This window comes from Lysinibacillus sp. NPDC097162 (assembly GCF_044762185.1).
Classification (GTDB): domain Bacteria; phylum Bacillota; class Bacilli; order Bacillales_A; family Planococcaceae; genus Lysinibacillus.
The window spans coordinates 408,953-429,350 of the sequence record NZ_JBIWDT010000002.1 but is presented as its reverse complement, the minus strand read 5'-3'; the positions used below and the strand labels follow the sequence as shown (position 1 = coordinate 429,350).

23 protein-coding genes are annotated in these 20,398 nt (G+C 36.7%); 17 read left to right on the top strand and 6 right to left on the bottom strand.

Features of this window, described 5'->3' with window-relative positions; genetic code table 11:
- The first annotated feature begins 71 nt into the window (after window positions 1-71).
- From ACIQXW_RS14165 to ACIQXW_RS14150, 4 genes are read left to right on the top strand one after another with little or no spacing between them, the layout of a single operon-like run.
- Window positions 72-788 carry a carboxymuconolactone decarboxylase family protein gene (locus ACIQXW_RS14165; RefSeq protein WP_401019553.1) on the top strand — a complete coding sequence of 239 codons (717 nt, stop codon included), beginning with the start codon at window positions 72-74 and terminating at the stop codon, window positions 786-788.
- A gap of 13 nt (window positions 789-801) precedes the next feature.
- Window positions 802-1,488 carry a CoA transferase subunit A gene (locus tag ACIQXW_RS14160; protein ID WP_402763123.1) on the top strand — a complete coding sequence of 229 codons (687 nt, stop codon included), beginning with the start codon at window positions 802-804 and terminating at the stop codon, window positions 1,486-1,488.
- Window positions 1,481-2,116 carry a 3-oxoacid CoA-transferase subunit B gene (locus ACIQXW_RS14155; protein ID WP_401019550.1) on the top strand — a complete coding sequence of 212 codons (636 nt, stop codon included), beginning with the start codon at window positions 1,481-1,483 and terminating at the stop codon, window positions 2,114-2,116. Before ACIQXW_RS14160 ends, ACIQXW_RS14155 begins: the two co-directional genes overlap by 8 nt.
- Window positions 2,117-2,128: 12 nt before the next feature.
- Window positions 2,129-3,322: a thiolase family protein gene (locus tag ACIQXW_RS14150; protein WP_340821270.1), complete on the top strand. Its 1,194-nt coding sequence runs from the start codon at window positions 2,129-2,131 to the stop codon at window positions 3,320-3,322.
- Window positions 3,323-3,355: 33 nt separating this feature from the next.
- Here ACIQXW_RS14150 and ACIQXW_RS14145 read toward each other — a convergent pair whose 3' ends face one another.
- Window positions 3,356-3,682, bottom strand: coding sequence for a DUF3870 domain-containing protein (locus ACIQXW_RS14145; RefSeq protein WP_340821269.1), 327 nt, complete (start codon window positions 3,680-3,682; stop codon window positions 3,356-3,358).
- Window positions 3,683-3,791: 109 nt separating this feature from the next.
- On the opposite strand from ACIQXW_RS14145, the gene ACIQXW_RS14140 reads away from it, so the two are divergent.
- The 7 genes from ACIQXW_RS14140 to ACIQXW_RS14110 all read left to right on the top strand — a co-directional run bounded on the left by ACIQXW_RS14140 (window position 3,792) and on the right by ACIQXW_RS14110 (window position 11,432).
- Window positions 3,792-5,123: a short-chain fatty acid transporter gene (locus ACIQXW_RS14140; protein WP_402763118.1), complete on the top strand. Its 1,332-nt coding sequence runs from the start codon at window positions 3,792-3,794 to the stop codon at window positions 5,121-5,123.
- Window positions 5,124-5,491: 368 nt separating this feature from the next.
- Window positions 5,492-6,121 (top strand): carboxymuconolactone decarboxylase family protein, encoded by a 630-nt coding sequence (locus ACIQXW_RS14135; protein WP_402763115.1) that lies wholly within the window; start codon window positions 5,492-5,494, stop codon window positions 6,119-6,121.
- Window positions 6,122-6,137: 16 nt separating this feature from the next.
- Window positions 6,138-7,001, top strand: a complete 864-nt coding sequence (locus tag ACIQXW_RS14130; protein ID WP_402763112.1) for a 3-hydroxyacyl-CoA dehydrogenase NAD-binding domain-containing protein — start codon at window positions 6,138-6,140, stop codon at window positions 6,999-7,001.
- A 53-nt stretch (window positions 7,002-7,054) separates the two neighbouring features.
- The gene (locus ACIQXW_RS14125; protein WP_402763109.1) at window positions 7,055-8,119 is read left to right on the top strand and encodes a zinc-dependent alcohol dehydrogenase; all 1,065 of its coding nucleotides are present in this window, start codon (window positions 7,055-7,057) and stop codon (window positions 8,117-8,119) included.
- Window positions 8,120-8,800, top strand: a complete 681-nt coding sequence (locus ACIQXW_RS14120; protein WP_402763106.1) for a cyclase family protein — start codon at window positions 8,120-8,122, stop codon at window positions 8,798-8,800.
- Window positions 8,801-9,096: 296 nt separating this feature from the next.
- The gene (locus ACIQXW_RS14115) at window positions 9,097-10,611 is read left to right on the top strand and encodes a DEAD/DEAH box helicase (protein ID WP_401019536.1); all 1,515 of its coding nucleotides are present in this window, start codon (window positions 9,097-9,099) and stop codon (window positions 10,609-10,611) included.
- Between the two features lie 41 nt (window positions 10,612-10,652).
- Window positions 10,653-11,432 (top strand): YqhG family protein, encoded by a 780-nt coding sequence (locus ACIQXW_RS14110; protein ID WP_340821262.1) that lies wholly within the window; start codon window positions 10,653-10,655, stop codon window positions 11,430-11,432.
- 72 nt (window positions 11,433-11,504) lie between these two features.
- Here ACIQXW_RS14110 and ACIQXW_RS14105 read toward each other — a convergent pair whose 3' ends face one another.
- On the bottom strand, window positions 11,505-11,825 hold the full coding sequence (locus ACIQXW_RS14105) for an ArsR/SmtB family transcription factor (protein WP_401019533.1): 321 nt from the start codon (window positions 11,823-11,825) through the stop codon (window positions 11,505-11,507).
- Window positions 11,822-12,247: an SRPBCC family protein gene (locus ACIQXW_RS14100; RefSeq protein WP_402763102.1), complete on the bottom strand. Its 426-nt coding sequence runs from the start codon at window positions 12,245-12,247 to the stop codon at window positions 11,822-11,824. The genes ACIQXW_RS14105 and ACIQXW_RS14100 overlap by 4 nt, the downstream gene beginning before the upstream one ends.
- 177 nt (window positions 12,248-12,424) lie before the next feature.
- Between ACIQXW_RS14100 and ACIQXW_RS14095 the strand changes: the two genes are divergently transcribed.
- The gene (locus ACIQXW_RS14095; protein ID WP_402763099.1) at window positions 12,425-13,060 is read left to right on the top strand and encodes a LysE family translocator; all 636 of its coding nucleotides are present in this window, start codon (window positions 12,425-12,427) and stop codon (window positions 13,058-13,060) included.
- Between the two features lie 574 nt (window positions 13,061-13,634).
- Here the strand turns inward: ACIQXW_RS14095 and ACIQXW_RS14090 are convergent.
- Entirely contained in the window at window positions 13,635-14,441 is an 807-nt protein-coding gene (locus tag ACIQXW_RS14090; RefSeq protein WP_340821258.1) for an SDR family NAD(P)-dependent oxidoreductase, read from the bottom strand.
- Between the two features lie 772 nt (window positions 14,442-15,213).
- Between ACIQXW_RS14090 and ACIQXW_RS14085 the strand changes: the two genes are divergently transcribed.
- The 5 genes from ACIQXW_RS14085 (at window position 15,214) to ACIQXW_RS14065 (ending at window position 18,749) form a co-directional block, all read left to right on the top strand.
- Entirely contained in the window at window positions 15,214-16,095 is an 882-nt protein-coding gene (locus ACIQXW_RS14085) for a LysR family transcriptional regulator (RefSeq protein ID WP_340821257.1), read from the top strand.
- A 116-nt stretch (window positions 16,096-16,211) separates the two neighbouring features.
- On the top strand, window positions 16,212-16,922 hold the full coding sequence (locus ACIQXW_RS14080; protein WP_402763095.1) for a CoA transferase subunit A: 711 nt from the start codon (window positions 16,212-16,214) through the stop codon (window positions 16,920-16,922).
- Window positions 16,922-17,563, top strand: a complete 642-nt coding sequence (locus ACIQXW_RS14075) for a 3-oxoacid CoA-transferase subunit B (protein WP_402763092.1) — start codon at window positions 16,922-16,924, stop codon at window positions 17,561-17,563. The genes ACIQXW_RS14080 and ACIQXW_RS14075 overlap by 1 nt, the downstream gene beginning before the upstream one ends.
- Before the next feature lie 84 nt (window positions 17,564-17,647).
- Window positions 17,648-18,286, top strand: a complete 639-nt coding sequence (locus ACIQXW_RS14070) for a P-loop NTPase fold protein (protein ID WP_402763089.1) — start codon at window positions 17,648-17,650, stop codon at window positions 18,284-18,286.
- A 55-nt stretch (window positions 18,287-18,341) separates the two neighbouring features.
- The gene (locus tag ACIQXW_RS14065) at window positions 18,342-18,749 is read left to right on the top strand and encodes a VOC family protein (protein WP_402763086.1); all 408 of its coding nucleotides are present in this window, start codon (window positions 18,342-18,344) and stop codon (window positions 18,747-18,749) included.
- Between the two features lie 254 nt (window positions 18,750-19,003).
- On the opposite strand, the gene ACIQXW_RS14060 is transcribed toward ACIQXW_RS14065, so the two are convergent.
- Window positions 19,004-19,459 (bottom strand): hypothetical protein, encoded by a 456-nt coding sequence (locus ACIQXW_RS14060; protein ID WP_402763083.1) that lies wholly within the window; start codon window positions 19,457-19,459, stop codon window positions 19,004-19,006.
- A 460-nt stretch (window positions 19,460-19,919) separates the two neighbouring features.
- Window positions 19,920-20,360, bottom strand: a complete 441-nt coding sequence (locus ACIQXW_RS14055; RefSeq protein ID WP_402763080.1) for a hypothetical protein — start codon at window positions 20,358-20,360, stop codon at window positions 19,920-19,922.
- Between the last annotated feature and the right edge of the window lie 38 nt (window positions 20,361-20,398).

The window sequence follows — 20,398 nt, the reverse complement described above, 5'->3', positions numbered from 1 at the left end:
ACGGTACATGCCGTCTTTTGGGGAAGTGTGGCCTTTTTTTATTCGAATTTAACAAAAAGGGGATTTGTTGGATGTCTACAGGATTAGAGTATTTTAAAAAAGTTTATGATGTGGTACCTGAATGGGTGCAAAAAATGCATGATTATAATCCAGCAATGCTAGACCACTATACAGCACTTCGTGGAGCAGCAATGGCACCAGGTGTACTTTCTGTAAAGGACAAGGACATTTTGTTAGTTGGCATGAATGCAGCAAGACATTATGCACGAAGCATGGTGTACCATACAAAAGGCGCCATTGATGGTGGTGCTACTCTCGAAGAATTAATTGAGTACTTACTCGTAGCGTTTAACTATGGAGAGGAAAAAGCATTACAGATTGGCTTGCAGTCTTTTGACTATGCGTTAGAGCTAACGAATACTAGTGCAGACAAAATTTCACATGATGCTTCAGCAATGGATATTGTGCGCTATTACAGTACGTTTGCTTCGACAGATAAAAGTAAGGCATATTTTGAGAAATTATTAAGTTTTATTGTTGCAAAAGATGAAAACGCTTTAAAAGTTGCGTTACTTGATAGCAATGTTGTATCAACGCAAATGAAACATATCTTAATGACGGGAATTTACACAACGATATTGAAAAATGAGGAAACAGATTATTGGGCTAAACAATCACGTGAAATAGGTGTAGAAGAAGCAGAATTAGCAGAGCTAGGCTATATTTGCCTATTAACAGCTGGCATTCCTTCTTGGTTTGAAATTAGTGATGCGCTTATCCAAAAGTAATGGAGTGAATACAATGAAAATTTATGAATCTGTAGAACAGGCTTTATCTTGCGTTGAAAGTGGCCAAACAATAATGGTCGGTGGCTTTGGTTTAGTAGGGGGTCCACTCACTTTAATAGATGCACTAGTAGAGTTAGAGGTCAATGATTTAACAATCATCAGCAATAACTTAGGGGAAAAAGGTAAGGGTCTTGGAAAATTGCTAGAGCAAAAGAAAGTAAAAAAGGCAATCGGCTCTTACTTTACTGGCAATCGAGATGTTGGCGAAGCATTTCAACGTGGAGAACTTGAAATTGAATTATTACCCCAAGGTACGTTAGCTGAATCGATTCGAGCTGGTGGTGCAGGGATTGGTGGCTATTACACAAAAACATCTTTTGGAACTGACTTGGCGAAAGGTAAAGAAACAAAAATAATCAATGGTGAAGAATACGTTTTTGAGGAAGCGTTAAAGGCGGATGTCGCAATTATTCGTGCACATAAGGCAGATAGACTTGGAAATTTAGTGTATTACAAAACTGCGCGTAATTTTAATCCGATTATGGCAACTGCGGCGAAGACAGTCATTGTTGAGGTAGATGAAATTGTAGAAGCAGGCGAACTAAGCAGTGATAATATCATTACTCCGCATTTATTCATTGATCGAGTGATTGTAGCACAGAAGATTTTAACGAAGGAAGGCGTTGTGGAGAATGGCTAATCCAATTCAAGAGCTAATAGCAAAAAGAGCTGCAAAAGAAGTTGCAAATGGACAAATTATTAATTTAGGTATTGGTATCCCTACACTTGTTGCAAAGTATGTAGAAAATGACAATGTTCACTTTCATACAGAGAACGGCATGCTCGGCGTAGTAGGTGTAGATGAGGAGGATATCGATCCGAATGTAGTGAATGCTGGAAAAATGCCAGTTGGAGAAGCGATTGGATCATCCTTTTTTAATAGTGCAGAATCATTTGGCATGATTCGAGGGGGTCATGTGGATGTAGCCATCTTAGGCGTACTACAAGTAGATGAGCAAGCACGTATCGCCAATTGGGCAGTACCAGGGAAAAATATTATTGGTGTTGGTGGTGCAATGGATTTACTAATCGGTGCACAAAAGGTCATTGTCACGATGACGCATACATCAAAAGATGGGAAAAGTAAGATTTTAAAGAATTGCACTTATCCAATTACCTCAACTCGTAGCGTGGATACGATTATTACTGAATTGGCAGTTTTTAACTATGTAGATGGACAGTTACATTTGGTTGAATTAATGCCTGAAGTTACATTACAGCAAGTAGAGGCTAGCACAGAAGCAAGTTTTGTCAATGCGTTGAAATAGGAGGGAAATAGCATGAAAGAAGTAGTTATTGTAGAAGGTGTTCGAACAGCTATAGGTAAGTTAGGAGGCTCATTAATCAATGAGACAGCAGATATTCTTGGTTCAACAGTTATTCGTGAACTCCTAAATCGTACACAGCTAGATCCCACGCTAATTGATGAAGTGATTTTGGGACAAGCAAAACAAAGTGCTGATCAATCCAATGTTGCACGCCTTGCATCTCTACGTGCCGAGCTACCAATTACCGTTCCAGGTTATACAGTACATCGCCAATGTGGTTCGGGCCTACAATCCATTAATAATGCGGCACAGCAAATTGCTCTTGGCTATAGCGATATTATAATCGCAGGGGGAACAGAATCCATGAGTACAGCCCCATATTACTTACGAAATGCTCGTTATGGATATGGCGTTGGAAATGCTGTCATGTTAGATCCGAACACAGAAAGTCAACCAGGCTCACAACCGTTTGAAGTTTACGGCATTTCAACTATGGGTGAAACAGCAGAAAATTTAGCCGAAAAATATTCAATTTCTCGTGAAGAGCAAGATGCATTTGCACATCGTAGTCAAGAACTTACAGCGAAGGCCATACAAGAAGGTTATTTTGACAAACAAATTGTACCTTACGAAGTGAAAAAACGAAAATCAATAGAAATTTTTGAAAAAGATGAGCATCCATTTTTAACGAGTAAAGAGAAGTTAAGTACGTTAAAGCCTGTATTTCGTAAAGGTGGAACAGTAACAGCGGGCAATAGTAGTGGGCGTAATGACGGTGCAGCTGCATTGTTAATCATGTCGAATGAAAAAGCTATAGAACTAGGCTATAAGCCCAAGGTGAAAATACTTGCTCAAGCAGCCGCTGGTGTAGATCCATCTATAATGGGAATCGGTCCAGTTCCAGCTACATTAAAAGCATTGAAGCAGGCAAATTTATCAATTCAAGATATTGATATTATTGAGTTAAATGAAGCCTTTGCAGCCCAATCTATCGCAGTTATCAATGAACTTGGGTTAGATATTAATCGAGTAAATCCAAACGGCGGTGCTATTGCAATGGGCCATCCTATTGGGGCAACTGGTGCCATTTTAATGACAAAACTTATTCATGAGCTTGAACGAACAGGCAAGCGTTATGGTTTAGTAACATTATGTATCGCAGGGGGACTTGGTGTTTCCACTATCGTTGAAAACTGCCAAGCATAAAATAACACCGAGTACATGACTCGGTGTAGGTACTTAGTTATCTTTTTGAATTTTTTCAAGGTATCTTTTTTGCGCAGACTGTAGAGCTACTACGACTGAACCACTTGATGGGGCATAATAGTGTTCATCTACACGAGCAATTAATTCATCAATATTGGCCGTAAGATCAAAGCCAATCAACATACGTTTAAAGAAATTTTGAGCAAGATCAGTAACGAATGTGAATTCTGCATCAATAATTTTATGCGTTTGTTGATCGATTTCTAACACAATGCCAGCATGTTTGTACATCTCGTACATAGACGTGCCTTGGGGTGCTTTAGCATAAGCAGTCACTAAAATACTAGTTAATTTTTGCAAGAAAATGCCCTCCAACATGTATAGATTGTGATTATATTTTATCATGTTTTACACGTTAAAGAGCTAATTCCAAAAATTACTTAGTAGATTACATCAAGGGGGAAATAGTATGGAAAAGTTAACGAATTTTTTCACAAATGTAATGAAAAAATATTTACCAGATCCATTTGTATTTGCAATTGGACTTACATTATTAACGTTTGTATTGGCTCTACTAATTGAAGATATTAGTTTTGTGGATCTAACAACTGCCTGGGGTGGTGGCTTTTGGGATTTACTAGCATTTACAACACAAATGGCCGTTATTCTTGCAATGGGTTATGTATTAGCTACGGCACCTATAACTGATAAGTTATTAAATAAAATTGCAAGTATGGTTCATACACCTAAAATGGCAATTATCGTGGCAACACTCGTTGGGGGGATCGGTAGTTATTTAAACTGGGGATTTGGTTTAGTAATTGGTGGGATTATCGCAAAAAAACTAGCGTTAAAAGTTAAAGGGGTCCATTATCCGCTAATCATTGCAGCTGCATATTCTGGATTCACTTTTTATGGATTAGGTTTATCTGCTTCTATTCCAATTTTAATTTCAACTCCAGGTCACTTCTTAGAAGATGCTATGGGATTAGTTACATTATCAGAAACAATTTTTAGCTTACCAATGATTATTACAACAGTTGTTTTATTAATTACGTTACCTTTATTTAATGCGATGCTACATCCAAAAGATCCTAAAAATGTTGTGGAGATTGATCCAGCATTATATGCAGACCAACCAAAAGCAAAATTAAACCTTTTGGAAGACAATACAATAGCAAATAAATTAAATAACAGCCGCATTCTAGCTTACGCAATTGGTGTGTTAGGGCTAATTTATATCGTAATCTATTTCACAAATGGTAATTCATTAAACTTAAATATTTTAAACTTTATTATTTTATTCGTAGGAATTATTTTACTAGGTACACCTGCACGTTATGTTGAGCACTTAGCTGACGGGGTTAAAACAATTTCAGGAATCATACTGCAATTTCCATTCTACGCGGGGATTATGGCTATCATGGCTGCTTCTGGTTTAGTGGACACTATTGCAAAAATATTCGTTGACTTATCAAACGAACATACCCTACCGTTTTGGGGATTAATTAGCTCTTTCTTCATTAACTTCTTTGCACCATCTGCTGGAGGACACTGGACAGTACAAGGTCCATTTATGATTGAGGCAGCAAAAGAATTAGGTGCTTCCTTATCAGAAACATCAATGTCTGTTATGTTAGGGAATGCTTGGAACGATTTAGTACAACCATTCTGGATTTTACCAGCTCTAGCACTCTCTCGCTTAAAGTTAAAAGATATTATGGGCTTCCTTGTTATGATCATGTTCTTCGTAGGTGTTATTTACATTATTGCAACATTAGCTTGGTCATATTTACTTTAGAAATTAAAGAGTAAGGATTATAGGATTTCAGCAAAAAATTCGCTAAACTTCTGTGGGAAAGCGAGCCAAGCGAGCCTCCGCAGATGTTTAGCATTTGTGAGGATTGCGGTTCGTCCACAGAAAGAGAGCGAATTTTTTTGCATTGAAAGAAGGTTGTGAATCGCCGGAAAGAAAGTGGAAATCGCCGATGGAAGCCCGTGAATCGCCGGAAAGACAGTGGAAATCGCCGATAGAAGCATGTGAATCGCCGATAAGACAGTGAAAATCGCCGATAGAAGAACGTAAATCGCCGATAAACCCGTGGAAAGCGCCCGCCGTAGCGGACAGCAACATATGTCAAATAGCCATAACCTGAGGGGGAAATATAAATGTCCAGCATGTATCAAGCACTTCTAACAGAAGGTGCTTTAACAAAAAAAGAAAAAACATTGTTACTTGTAGGATTATTTGCAGCACGACGTGAGGAAAAACAAATGCTTTATTTCGTAAAGCAAGCAGTTGAAGCGGGCAATACTGTCGCAGAAATTGCAGAACTAATTGCATCAGCCATTATTTCTAGAGGTATTCCTACTTGGTTATCTGGGATAGAAGCTATTTCTTACGCGATTCAACTATCAGGAGACGCACAGGCCATTGAAATGGGGAAAGAGGTTGATACTTTTTCCTCACAGCAGGAATGTATTGATTATTATCAAGGTGAGTTTGATGTATTACCTACTTGGATTCAATATTTAGTAGATTATGCACCGGATACTTTATTAAAATATAGCAACTTGCGAACAACTTCTTTACGTGATGGGTCAGTGTCCAGATTACTGAAGGAATTATTACTGTATGCTATAAACGTTTGTGATGCCTATGAAAAAGGCATTCTGATTCATAAAGGTAATGCCATTTCACTTGGTGCAAGTGTTGATGTTTTAGCCGAGGTGAAAGCATTATGTATTTATGCAGTAGGAATACAAGTAATTTGGAATGATGAGGATAGTAAAGCTTAAAGAAGGAGATCTAAAAATGCAAAAAGTACTAATAATAGGCGGGGGCTTTATGGGCTCGGCTATCGCGAAATATTTTAACCAATATAACGTAAATGTCTATTTATATGAGCCTAATATAGAAAGATTACAGCAATTAAAGCAAGAATTAGATTTACAACAAATTACTTTTTTACAGCAACTAGAACAAATTGATGGTTTAACATTTGTCTTTGAGGCGATTGTTGAAAATTTGCAAGCTAAACAAGCTTTATTCGAACAACTGGATTCATTTTATGAAAAAGAAGTTACGTTTTGTACCAATACTTCAAGTTATCTAATTAGCGATATTGCGGTAAAAATGTTGCACAAAGAACGCTTAATCGGGACACATTTCTTTTCTCCCGCACATATTACCCCTTTAATCGAAGTAGTTCCTAGCACTTTTACATCTCAGGAACGGGCAAATGCGACTATGGAATTTTTACAAAGTGTTTGTAAAAAGCCTATCTTATTGAAACGGGAAATTGAAGGCTTTGTAGCAAACAGATTACAAAGTGCACTGGCAAGAGAAGCGATGTCTTTAGTTGAGAAGGGAATTGTGACGGCTGAAGAGTTGGACTTTATTGCTAAAATGAGCCTAGGTGTACGATTAGCTAATACTGGGCCACTTGAGCAACGGGATATAAATGGTTTAGATACACATTATGCCATTGTCGAACATGTATATCCAACTTTAGAGAATGGTACGAAACCACTTGCGATACATCATGCGAAAATAGAAGCTAAACAATATGGTATGAAAACCAATCAAGGCTTTTACGATTGGTCATCCATTGATAAACAACAATATTTAGCGCAAAAAGAAAAGACACTAATAGATATTATTAAGTTGGTTCAGTAGAGATTCAATATAAAGGCAGCAAATTTGAAATGAGAATAGGAGTAGATATGGCGATGGAATATCAAGCATTAGTAAAGTGTTCAACAAAGAAAAAGGATGTTCAGTTTAAAACCTATTCTGTTCCAGAGTTAAATAGTAATGAATGTTTACTAAAAGTAGGTGCAGTGGGTATTTGTGGGAGCGACTTGCATATGTATGACGGACATGGTGGCTACGATTGGGTCACTTACCCACTTGTGCTCGGGCATGAAGTAACTGGAACAGTAATAGCTATGGGGACAGCTGGTGATCAAGCACTTTTAAATAAAAGAGTGGTTATTAACCCATATAAAAGTTGTGGTGTATGTGATTATTGTCAACGTGGTGAAACGAATTGCTGTGATTTTAATGATTATAAATTGATAAAAACACCGACTGAGGCTCTTCGATATGGATTTCGAGAGGCTGGTGGCATGGCACAGTATATGGTAGTCGATGTGAATAATATTATTGTAATTGACGACGCAGTGAGTGATGAAGTGGCAGCTATTTCAGAAGCTTTAGCAGTTAGTTATACGGCAGTTTTAAAAGTAGCTGATTACAAGAAAAAGTCTATTTTAGTAATTGGGCCAGGACCAATAGGATTAGGGGTAGCTGCAATCTTAGTAGGGGCAGGTAATGAAGAAACACATATGCTAGGAGTCCCACAAGATCAAAGTCGTTTGCAGTTAGCTAAAGAGATAGGTGTACATGCAACGTTTGTTGCTACAGAGGAACTAATACACGATAATTTTTCAGGCTATGATGCAATCATTGACTGCTCTGGTCATCCATCTATTCCGAAAGAAGCTATTCGTTTACTTAAACGAGGTGGACAGCTTGTATTAGTCGGCATCAATTCTGCAGAGTTTGCTGTTCCAATGGATCAAATTGTCCGTGGTGAAATAATGATTAAAGGCAGTTACGGCATTACACAGGCTAATTATGAAGCGGTTTTACAAATGGCTGCGGATGCAAAATATCCATTTAATAAATTAATCGCACATACGGTTCCATTTAAAAATAGTCTTCAAGGTTTTGAAAGTGCGCTTAATAAAGTAAATGGAAAAGTTGTGATTCATTTTAAGGAGGAAAAATAAATGAAAATTATTGATTTAACACTAGAAATTTATGATGGCTTAGTTTCTTATACATCACATCCACCGATTGCTATACAAGAAGAATCCACTTTTGAAAATTCTGGTCATCGTTACGTAGCACCATGTGAAGGATTTGAATCTCGCTTTTTACGTATGTCCGATCATAGCGGGACACATATTGACGCACCACTTCACTTTATAAGAGGTGGGGAATCTACGGCTGAAATGGATTTAACAAAAACATATGGGGATGCTGTCTTACTTGATGTATCCTCTTTCAAAGATCCGTTTGAACCTGTTACAGCAGAGATGCTTTCGCTAGCTGAGCAAAGACAAGGAATTACTGTACAGCAAGGTGATATTGTCTTAGTACGAACACGCACTGCAAAGTGGGGACAAGGGGACTTTTTTGAAGAGCACGCTTTTGCTACTTGTGCAGGTGATTGGTTATTCGAGAAACAAGTAAAATGCATTGGTCTTGATTTAGCGAATATAGATGTTCATGACAATATGAAACGCGAAGTGCATCTAAAGCTGCTAAGTGTTCCTATTTATATAGTAGAAAACCTAGTCAACCTTGAACAGCTACCTTTAAATGACCGTTTTACTTTTATGGCACTGCCGCTTAAATTGAAAAACTCCACTGCATCTCCAGTAAGAGCTGTCGCATATGTGAAGTAATGTTAATAACAGGAAGAGAGGGCATATAAGCCTTCTCTTTTTTTGTGTGATTTAAAGCTATTTAAATTCAAAAATCTTTTCAAAAAAAGCTGTGGTGAGTGCTATATTATTATGCCTCGTTTAAACCATAAAAATAGTAAAAGAACAATGCCACGAAATTATTTCTAGGGTTAAATTATTTGAACAGTAGAAGTCATCTGCATATCACTTAAAATATGTATATTTTTACATGAGCAAAATCTAACATAGCTTTTTCTTTTTTGGACAACCTAATTTAGAAATAATAGCATGAGGTGATGATCATGATCGTGGAGAGGTCGTCCGATTGGCAAGAAGGCTTTATTAATAGGCTAGAAAATCATGAAAAATGGCATAGTTGGACTTTGTACAAAATGAACTATGAAATTGTGAAAATGAATTTAATTCCGGAATTTACTGGTTTACAAGCACCTAAAGTTTTACCGAAGCTAACACCACTTGCCCATCAGCTAGAAGCAGCGCAAACCGTGATAGAACGAATGAATGGGAAAGCGATACTTGCAGATGAGGTGGGGCTTGGTAAAACAATTGAAGCTGGCTTAATACTAAAGGAATACATGATACGAGGGCTTGTGAAAAAAGCTCTGATTTTAGCACCTGCTTCTCTTATCAATCAATGGATTGAAGAATTGAATCAAAAATTTCATATTCCAGCTGTAGCGTATAAAAAAAATTGCCCGATTGAGCGTTACGATATTGTTATTATGAGCATGGATACGGCAAAAAAAAGTCCACATAAAGAACTAATTTATGCGCAAAATTATGACATGATTATTATTGACGAGGCACATAAATTAAAAAACCATAAAACACAAATTTATGAATTTGTGCAAGGATTAAAGAAGAAGTTTTGCTTATTATTAACGGCTACACCGATTCAAAATGATGTTTTTGAGCTTTATTATCTTATTTCTTTACTGAAGCCAGGTCATCTTGGCAATTATGAGACATTCCAATCTGCGTTTTCAGCAAGCAAGCACGATTTACAGCACGATGACTATTTAAAAGAACTAGTCAACCAAGTGATGGTAAGAAATCGAAGAGAGGACACAGGCATTGAGTGGACCAATAGACGTGTTCAAATTGTCCCTATCCATTTTAGCCCTGAGGAAATGGAAGTTTATCATTTACTTGGTTCGCTTACGTCTACAGGTTCCTTTTCATTAATTACTTTGCAAAAAGAAATGTGTAGTAGCAAAGAGGCAACGGCTTTAACGTTATCTAAAATGCTAGAAAATAGTTCAGAACGCGATGAGCTAGAAGCAATTCTTGCAAAGGTTATGGCTTTAGAAGTGAATTCTAAGGCTGAGAAGACGCTTGAAATTATTGAACAGGCTAAAGACAAAGTCATTATTTTTACTGAATACCGTGCAACTCAAATTTATTTACAATGGTATTTACATTCTCATGGTATTACGAGTGTTTTGTTTAATGGTAAGTTCAATAAAAACAAGCGTGATTACATGAAGCATATATTTAAGGAAAAAGCTCAAGTATTGATAGCAACAGAGGCAGGGGGAGAAGGGATCAACCTTCAATTTTGCCATCATGTTATTAACTACGATTTGCCTTGGAATCCAATGAAGCTTGAGCAACGCATAGGGCGTGTTCACCGTTTAGGACAAGAACATGATGTTCATATTTATAATCTTGCTGTAGAAGATACGATTGAAAAGGATATTTTGGCATTACTGCATACAAAAATTGATGTCTTTGAAAAGGTAGTAGGAGATCTAGATGCAATCTTAACGAATTTCAAAAAATCTGTTTAAGACGCCATCAGGTGTAATTGATATTGTAAGGGGAGAGGGGCATGTATCCACAACAGGTTCACAGCTATTTACGACAATTTTTTTTAGAAAATGAATGCGATATGGTAGGTGATGGTGACCATTACCTAACAGTACAATTAACGATTGCTATTGATAAAAGAATTATGAATCGCCCCTTTTACTGGCAATACGTAGAAGCAACGAATGGCGAACCTAACCCTGCACAAGTTACCTTTATAACAGATCAAAGTGCACTGTCAGAAAAAATAATGGGGGAGGTCGTGCATTTTGGTTCTCCAAGGCTAAATCAATTGTTTCATGCTACGAGAGAGCTAGGAGCTTTTGTTCAAATGTTTCAAAAAGTAGATGCAGGTACAGGGCAAGTCATGCTGACTCCTTGGCTTGGGGTAAATTATAAAGTGTCGTATTGTTGCGATCGAACGAAAGAAATGATGTACTCTTTTGGTATTAATTTACTGACAGGGGCAATAAATGATAATTTCCATGACACAATAAGTAATATTGACTGGGATATTACGCCGTCAGAAGATGCTTTTTATGTACAATATATAATTAAGCCTTTACGGGCGCTTCAACGCTTAGATGAAGCTATTGATGCAATTATTCAACAGGATGATCATACATGGGCTGAGCAAGCAAAAAAGAGATGGCAAAGAGATCAACGCGTATTAGACTATTTTTATGAAGATGTGGAAGAAAAGCCAGAGTGTTATGAAGTGGAGAAAAATGCTTTAGAAGAACAATACGATGCAAAAATTAAAATTGAAATTATAAATGGTGGACTATTTTATATGCGATAAAAAAAAAGTAAGCCGCAACGATTGCTAATGCGAATTGTTGCGGCTTATTTTTGCTGCTGCCATAAAAATTTGTTAGTCTTTTTCGATAATGTTTTGTAATTGTGCCAGCTTATTATCCCAAAATAAATGAAAGTATTGTAACCAATCTTCAATTTCTTTTAAGCGATCGATGTGTAAAGTGTAAATTTTTTCTCGGCCCTTCTTTTGGGCTGATACTAGCTTGGCTTGCTCTAATATGTGTAGATGTTTGACGACAGCAGTTCTGCTAATCGTAAAATGCTCTGAAATAACAGCTATTGGTTTATCACTTTCGGCTAGCAGTTGTAGTACATGACGTCTTGTTGGATCAGCAATTGCTTGGAAAACATCATACTGTTGTGCAAGCAGTGTCATTTTGTTTCTGCAATCTCTTTCAACTTTTTACCAACAAGCATTGTCCAACCGCCATCCATATTTTGCCGAACAGCTTCTGCAGGCATGTTAGCCTTTGGAATAATATGAGAGGCTTCTTTCCAGCCACCATGAGTTAATGTAAATTCTGTTTGCTCTCCAGCTTGCTTTAACTCAAATGTGACAAACCATCCATCAGTATCCCATGCAAAACGTACATAATGAGGTGCATCAACTTTTTCTACTTTACACGGCGAAGGTCCAAATGGAGATTGTAGTGTAAATTCATGCCCTTCCACTGGTTTAAAATCATTTGGCATAAACCAAGAGCCAAGCTTTTCGGCATTTGTAACTGTTTCCCACGCCTTCTCGATAGGCGCATTAAGTGTAATAGTTTTAACAATATTTTGTAGTTGTTCAGGCATTTTATAGTCTCCTCTTTTTTAAAATATAACCATAAGGTGTTACGAATATATAACACCTTATGGTTATATGTCAATTGTAAAGAATATGGGGAATTTTTTAAGTGGTATCTTTTTCAGATAGGTTACGTATGGTAGAATTGTTTTTATAATTTTCAGACGGATTGGAGGGCTATCGGCATGGAGAATATTCCGATGTTTTTATTGATGTGTATTTTATTAATAATTTTACCTGGACCCGATACTGCGATTGCGACTAAAAATACTTTAACAGTTAATAAAAAGGGTGGGTTACAAACAATACTTGGCTCATGCTGTGGATTATTTATTCATACATTAGCTGCGGTTATCGGACTCTCTGCAATTATTGTAAAGTCAGCCTATATATTTGCTATTTTAAAATACGTTGGAGCGGTGTATTTATGCTATTTAGGTGTGAAGACATTATGGACTTTAAAAACAATTCGCACGCAGTCGCCAGTCGTAAATGATGATACTCAAATTGATATTAAGTATGGGAATCAATCATGCTTTAAGCAAGGTTTCTTAACAAATGTGACAAACCCAAAGGTAGCAGTGTTTTTTCTAACGTTCTTACCACAATTTGTAGATGGCTCAAACAGCACATTTTTCCCATTTTTACTGATGGGACTTATTTATACCGCCTTAACGGCTTTATGGTTCATCTTCTATGTATATTTATTAGATAAAATTAGTGCTTTTATGAAGAAGCCTATGACAAAGGCAGTAATCGAAGGCTTAACAGGAATAGTTCTGATTGGCTTTGGCATCAAATTAGCGTTAGAGAAGACCTAGGTGCCAGGCACTCAAACAATTTCCTCTATAACTACCAAGCAAAAATCCACGAAGACTCCTGCGGGAACAGCACAGAACGTAAGACGCAACAAACCGTGCGACAGCAAGGGTTGCGGCTTACGATGTGCCCGCGGAAAGCGAAGTGGATTCTTCCGATTTAGGAGCCAATATTATACTAAGTATTTATGAGAAGTGTTATGAGAAGTGCCAGGCACTCAAACAATTTCCTCTATAACTATCCAAGGAAAAATCCACGAAGATTCCTGCGGGAACAGCACAGAACGTAGACGCGACAAACCGCGCGATAGCGAGGGTTGCGGCTTACGATGTGCCCGCGGAAAGCGAAGTGGATTTTTCGATTTAGGAGCCAATAATTATACTAAGTATTTATGAGAAGTGTTATGAGAAGTGCCAGGCACTCAAAAAATTTATTAAAAAAGACTGTAGACAATTCCAAATTTCTTTGGAGTTTATCTACAGCCTGAGACTAACGAGAATAGCAGTCTCGTTATCTTTGCTAACACTTTTAATACTGATTGTTCGCTCAAACCTTTTTAATCAGCTAAAAAGGTTATTATTTTTGTTGGTTTGAAGCCCAAACATTTGTATCTGCAATTGTTGGGTTAGCAATGTAATGGCCACCTTCAATTTGAAGAGTTTGACCAGTCATAAATTTAGATTCATCAGAAGCTAAGAATACTACTGCGTAACCGATATCATCTGCTTCACCATTGTATGGTAGGGCATTATATTTTGTGAAAATTTCTAGTAAATCTTTTGGTAAATTGTTTTTAGCTGCAGGAGTTAAAATTAATCCTGGTGCTATAGCGTTACAACGGATTTTATCTTTACCGTATTGAGTTGCAATATATTTAGTTAAGTGAACTACGCCAGCTTTTGTTGTACCGTAAGCTGTACGAATTTGGTCACTTGCAAATCCACCCATAGAAGCAGTGTTAATGATAGAACCACCACCAGCTTTTTGCATATGTGGAATAGCGAAACGGCTACCAAGTAATACTGATTTTAAGTTGATATTTACTAGGCGATCAAATTCTTCTAAATCCATGTTTACTACATCTAAATCTTTTTGTAAGTTTGTTGAACCTACATTGTTATATAGTACTGTTAAAGAACCGAATTGCTCAACAGTGAATTCTACTGCTGCTTTGATTGAATCAGCATCGCCAGCATCTAAAAATACTGCAGCTGCTTCATAGCCTTCTTTTACTAATGCTGCAGCAATCTCTTTTGCCCCTTCAAGATTATAGTCAGCAATAACAACTTTTGCTCCTTCTTTCGCTAACAAAGTTGCTGCTGATAAACCGATTCCTGACGCTCCGCCAGTAACAAGTGCTACTTTATTTTCAACACGTTTCATAATAAAATTCCTCCTAGTTTGAGTGATAAACTGAGTATTGACAGTAAAACATAAATCATACTCATTACTACTTCATTTAATTGACAATAGATAGTTTAACACTAAACTAAAAAGATTTGAAATAAAAAGCATAGATTGTTCTCATTTTTTTCGCTTATGTAGAAGTGCTAGCATTTGAATAAAGCCTAGCACGAGTATCATCCTACGTTAAATTCTGCGTATGTAATGTAGTAAAGAAATATTATTTTATAGTTGCTTAGAATTCGAAAAAATAAGCTTTTTTAATCGTTCCTCCATAATCTTTTTCTTTTCTAGGCGGTCTTTTCTAATATAAAACATTCTTCGTAACAAGAATCCTCCTAAAATAATGGCACAAAAAATAATGAAATAAATTAGCATCCGTAAAATCCCTTTTAATATTATTTAATAGAACGTGGCGCTAGAGTTATTGCGTTATCTCCTAACTTTTATAAAATTGAGACAAAATACTTATATGTTGATAGGAAGATAAAGCCTCAAAAACGCCCAACTAGTCAAATATATAGATTTTCAAAGAAATTATCCATAAATAAATCTTTTAAATAAAACAAAAATCCTACTTTAATGTTACAGATATTCACATGGATGAGAAAGATGTATATGAAAACCTTTACGTTCTACATTTAGGTTGCATTTGCAAAGAAGGATTAAAGAATTATTAAGAGAATTTATTACTAATTAATACTTTAATGATTTTATCCATAACAAATTAGAATAAATAAGGGGTTTTCATATGGAGTTACGAGATTTAAAGGCGTTTATGGCAGTAGTAGAACATGGAAGTTTTACGAAAGCAGCAAGTGAAACCTTTGTATCACAACCCTCATTAAGTAAGAGCATTAAAAAGTTAGAAGATAATCTTCATGTTGAGTTATTAAATCGTTCTACAAGACATGTAGAGTTAACGGATGCTGGCAATATCGTTTATCAACAAGGTCAAAAAATTATGCGTTCTGTCTATGATTTGCACATTTTGCTAGATGATTTAGTAAACATCAAAACGGGGTCTATTAAAATGGGTATCCCTCCGCTCATTGGCACTTTGTTTTTCCCTGAAATTGCACGTAAGTTTCATCAACAATATCCAAATGTTCATTTAGAGCTAGTCGAGCGTGGAGCAAAATTAGTTGGTACTTTAGTGGAAAGTGGAGAAGTAGATATGGGCATAGTTGTGTTACCTACCGACGAAAGGAAGTTCATTGTCCAATCTTTCGTTGAAGATCAATTTTTTGTTTTTATTAATGAACAACACCCATTAGCTAAGCAAGATCACATTTTATTGCAAGAGTTAAAAAATGAATCATTTATTATTTTTACAGAGGAATTTTCATTACATGATTATGTTATTAAATCATGTAAAAGTGCAGGGTTTACGCCAATAATTAGCTACAAAAGCTCTCAATGGGATTTAATTGTTGAGCTAGTATCCTCAAATTTAGGCGTGACTCTTTTGCCTTATTCTATTGCAGCGAAGCAAAACAATCGCAATGTGAAGATTATTCCATTACAGAACTTTTATATGCCGTGGCGTCTCGGCGTAATTACGAAAAAAAATACATATCAATCTTATGCCTTAACGCAATTATTAAAGACAATTCGAACGGAAAAAGAATAGATTCGTTGATTTATGCAAATTAAGCATAAATAACATTACAATTAATTCCTTTACTTATAAAACAAGAATGATGTAGAATTTTTCTTAATAAACGAGCAATTTTAGGGGGTTTCGATATGGTGGATGGGAAAGTATGGAATTCGTTTGAGGAAGCCATTGCTGATATTAATGATGGTGCTACGTTAGCAGTAGGGGGATTCGGTTTAAGTGGTATTCCTGAAAAGGCTATTGCTGCGTTACAACATAAGGGAACAAAGGATTTAACAGTGATTAGTAATAACTGTGGTGTAGATAATTGGGGATTAGGGTTATTACTAGCGAATAAGCAAATTAAAAAAATGATAGCATCCTATGTTGGCGAAAATAAAATCTTTGAACAGCAATTTTTAAGTGGCGAGTTAGAAGTTGAGCTTGCACCACAAGGTACATTAGCAGAGCGTCTGCGAGCTGGAGGAGCTGGCATTCCAGGCTTTTATACAGCGACAGGGGTTGGAACGCCAATTGCTGAAGGCAAAGAAGTAAAGGTTTTCGATGGCAAGGAATATATTTTAGAAGAAGGAATTGTTGCCGACTTTGCTCTTGTAAAAGCGTGGAAGGCAGACAAGCTAGGCAATTTAATTTATCGGAAAACATCGCGTAATTTTAATCCTTTAGCAGCGATGTCAGGCAAAATTACAATTGCAGAAGTGGAAGAGCTTGTAGAAGTGGGCGAACTAGATCCAGATCATATCCACACACCAGGTGTCTTCGTGCAACGTGTTTTACTCGGCGAAAATTATGAAAAACGTATCGAACGTTTGACTGTTAAAAAGGAGGAGGAAGCATAATGGCGGATACAAGATATAAAATTGTGAATAGAGCTGTCCAGGAAATTAAAAATGGCATGAATGTCAATTTAGGTATCGGTATTCCAACACTTATTGCCAATGCCATTCCTTCTGATTATGAGGTGCTTTTACAATCCGAAAATGGCCTCCTTGGAATTGGCCCTTATCCAGAGAAAAGTGCGGTAGATGCTGATCTCATCAATGCTGGGAAAGAAACAGTGACAGCTGTGCCAGGAGCATCTTTTTTTGATAGTGCTGAGTCCTTTGCAATGATTCGTGGTGGACATATTGATCTTGCTATTTTAGGTGGAATGGAAGTTTCCGAAACAGGTGATCTTGCCAATTGGATGATCCCAGGGAAAATGGTAAAGGGCATGGGAGGCGCCATGGATCTTGTTGTCGGTGCGAAAAGAGTCATTGTCGTGATGGAGCATGTGAACAAAAACGGGGAGTCAAAAATTAAAAAGCAGTGTGAGTTACCGTTAACAGGCAAAGGTGTTGTGCACAGATTAATAACGGACTTAGCTGTTTTTGATTTTACAACAACAGGCATGCAACTAATAGAATTAGCAGAAGGTGTAACATTGGAGGAAGTAAAGGCGAAAACCGCTGCTTCATTTGATGTTGCGTTATCCCAATAATTTAAAAGAGACCAGTTTACTTTGTGGGAAGTAAGCTGGTTATTTTAATGTTGATAACAGTATTGGATTAGGAGAGTGGAATAATTGCGTGGGGCACAACAGGTGACAACCGAAATAATGAAGCGATTTAATAGTCCAGAGAGGGGAGAAAGGCCTCTCATTGTTGCCATTGACGGATTAGGAGGGGTAGGAAAAACAACCTTTGTAAATAAACTAGCTAGCGCGTTGGAAAATGATTGCGTGGTTAATGTTTTGCATATTGATGATTATATTGTAGAAAGTGAAAAGCGATACAATACGGGCAATGAAGAATGGTTTGAATATTATTATTTACAATGGGATATAAAATTCATAAAAGAAAGCCTTTTAAAAATACATAATGGTCATCTAGATTTAACACTGCCTTTTTATAATCGCGCAATGAATACAGTAATAAATAGTAAAAAGCACTTTGTACTAAATAGTATTCTTTTAATAGAAGGAGTCTTTCTTCAGCGCAATGAATGGAGGAGATTTTATGACTATACGATATTTTTAGAATGTCCAAAACATGTTAGGGAAGAAAGAGTTTTAAAGCGTGATTCGTATATAGGAGATGTATCAGCAATTAGGAAGAAGTATGAAAGCAGATATTGGGTAGCGGAAGAGTATTACTTAAAAAAGGAAGTACCATTACAAAAAGCGGATATAATATGGCATGCGGAATACAACTCAGACTATTGACCGTTCTCCTCTCAAGTTTTCCCATTATATAATCGTCCTAGAAGGAGAGATGGCGATGAAAGAACAATGGGCAAAGGAAGTTGTACAAGTACGTGTTGCAAGACCGACTCATCAATTATCGGCAATAGAAAGGTTTTATTGTGAAGGTGTCGGTTTAGAAAAGATTGGTTCGTTTAAAGGGCATCGAGGCTATGATGGGATTATGATTGGTCTGCCGAATGCCAATTATCATTTGGAATTTACTGAGCATGTTGATGGTAGCCCATGTCCTGCACCGACCAAGGATAATCTTCTTGTGCTTTACATGCCAAACATTGAAGCAATCCAGCGCATTGTGCAACGACTAGAGCAGATGGGTTATCCAGAAGTGGAGCCAGAAAATCTTTATTGGGCAGAAAAAGGTGTAACGATTGAAGATCCAGATGGCTGGCGTATTGTATTAATGAATACTGAGGGCATATAAGGGGTTCGTGCCAAGGGGTTCGTGCCAGGCACTCAAACAATTAACTAGTTGATGGTAGCGGAGGCGGCGACTCCTGCGGGAACGCACAGTAAGTAAGACGCAACAAACCGCGCGTTAGCGAGGGTTGCGGCTTACGATGTGCCCGCGGAAAGCGTCCGCTGGAGCGGACATCAACGTTGAGAGCAAAAAAGTGTTAGATTGATCGTAGTCAATCTAACACTTTTTCTCCTTTGTCCCAATATCTTTTTGATGTGTTAATCACCTAAAGCTGGGTTTTCTTTATATTCAGTGGCAATGGATTCTATATTTAATTGTGAATAATCGGCCCAATTGACGGTTCTAAAATCTTCTTCATCAAAATAAACGCTTAATACTTCCGTCATTTCTTCATTGCTATTAGCACCTGTTAATGGGGCAAACCAAATGATTGAAGGTGTTTTCACACTTTTTAGCTTCGACAGCTCGGCAAATATTTTACCAGAATCTTTTAGCATCTGATTTTTAGAACCTTCTCGTACATCTGTATCTTGAATCGATATAGTAACAATGCCTTTCGTTTCTTCTACAGTAAATTTATTTTTAACAACTGCCCCTACAATATCTTTTACAGATGTGTCTTGATCGACAGCGACTTCCTTCGGTTCCGCATTTTTTCCACAGGCTGATAGTAATAATGTGAATAGCACTAAGATATAAAGTAGTTTTTTCATGATGATGACCTCCCTTGTTACTCCATATATGTTCAAATTGCGTATGAATTATACAAAGTTACAAGGAGTCAAAACTATTTTTTCTAATCGACATGTAGAAAATCATTTCTACGCATTACGGTTTACCCAAAATTATTGGATGATGAATAATATTAGAAATACTAAACACATTGTGAGACCTGTGTACAAGCATTGATAAAACGCTTTATTATTAGTTCCTCTATAGTCAAACCCGCGATTTAGTACTACCAGTCCAAAAATAAACATGATTATATTTAAATATTTTGGATTGAATCCAGCGGGTATGACAAGTGAAAACATCAAAATTATTAAGATGAAATGTATGTACTTTCTTATAGGATGGATAAATTTAATCCTGTTAAAAAGTTTCAAAAATATCACTCCTTAAAACAGAATGTTCAGCATAAATCGATAGAGATACAACACAAATTATACGATATTATTTAACTCTTATACTAAAAACGAAAGACGAACTCCCTTTTTCCCATCTGCCGGAAACAGTGTATATATAGATGCCTTTTTCTTGAGGCGCTGAAAAAACATCGCCTTCAACTTTTATTAGTGCACTCTCGCTTTTATCCAACCATTTTTCTACTTCTATTTCATCAATGGGTGGTTTTTTAAAATGGATTTTTATTTCGCTATTAGGGGATACAGGAAAGGGTGTGATTTTATTATTTTCCAGGATTTCTGGTGGCGATATTTTATCAACACATTCAAATCCAATTATCTTATTCCAACAATATGAACCTTGTACTAGCGTTATTTTTTTCCCTTCTGCCGATACAATTGGCTTAGGAGGACCAGAGTTTAATAAAATGACCATTAATGCAAATACAACAATAAATAGAATGCTTATTATTCCCTTTAAACTTCTCATAGTAATTCCTCCTAACTTGTATGAGCATATGACAATCG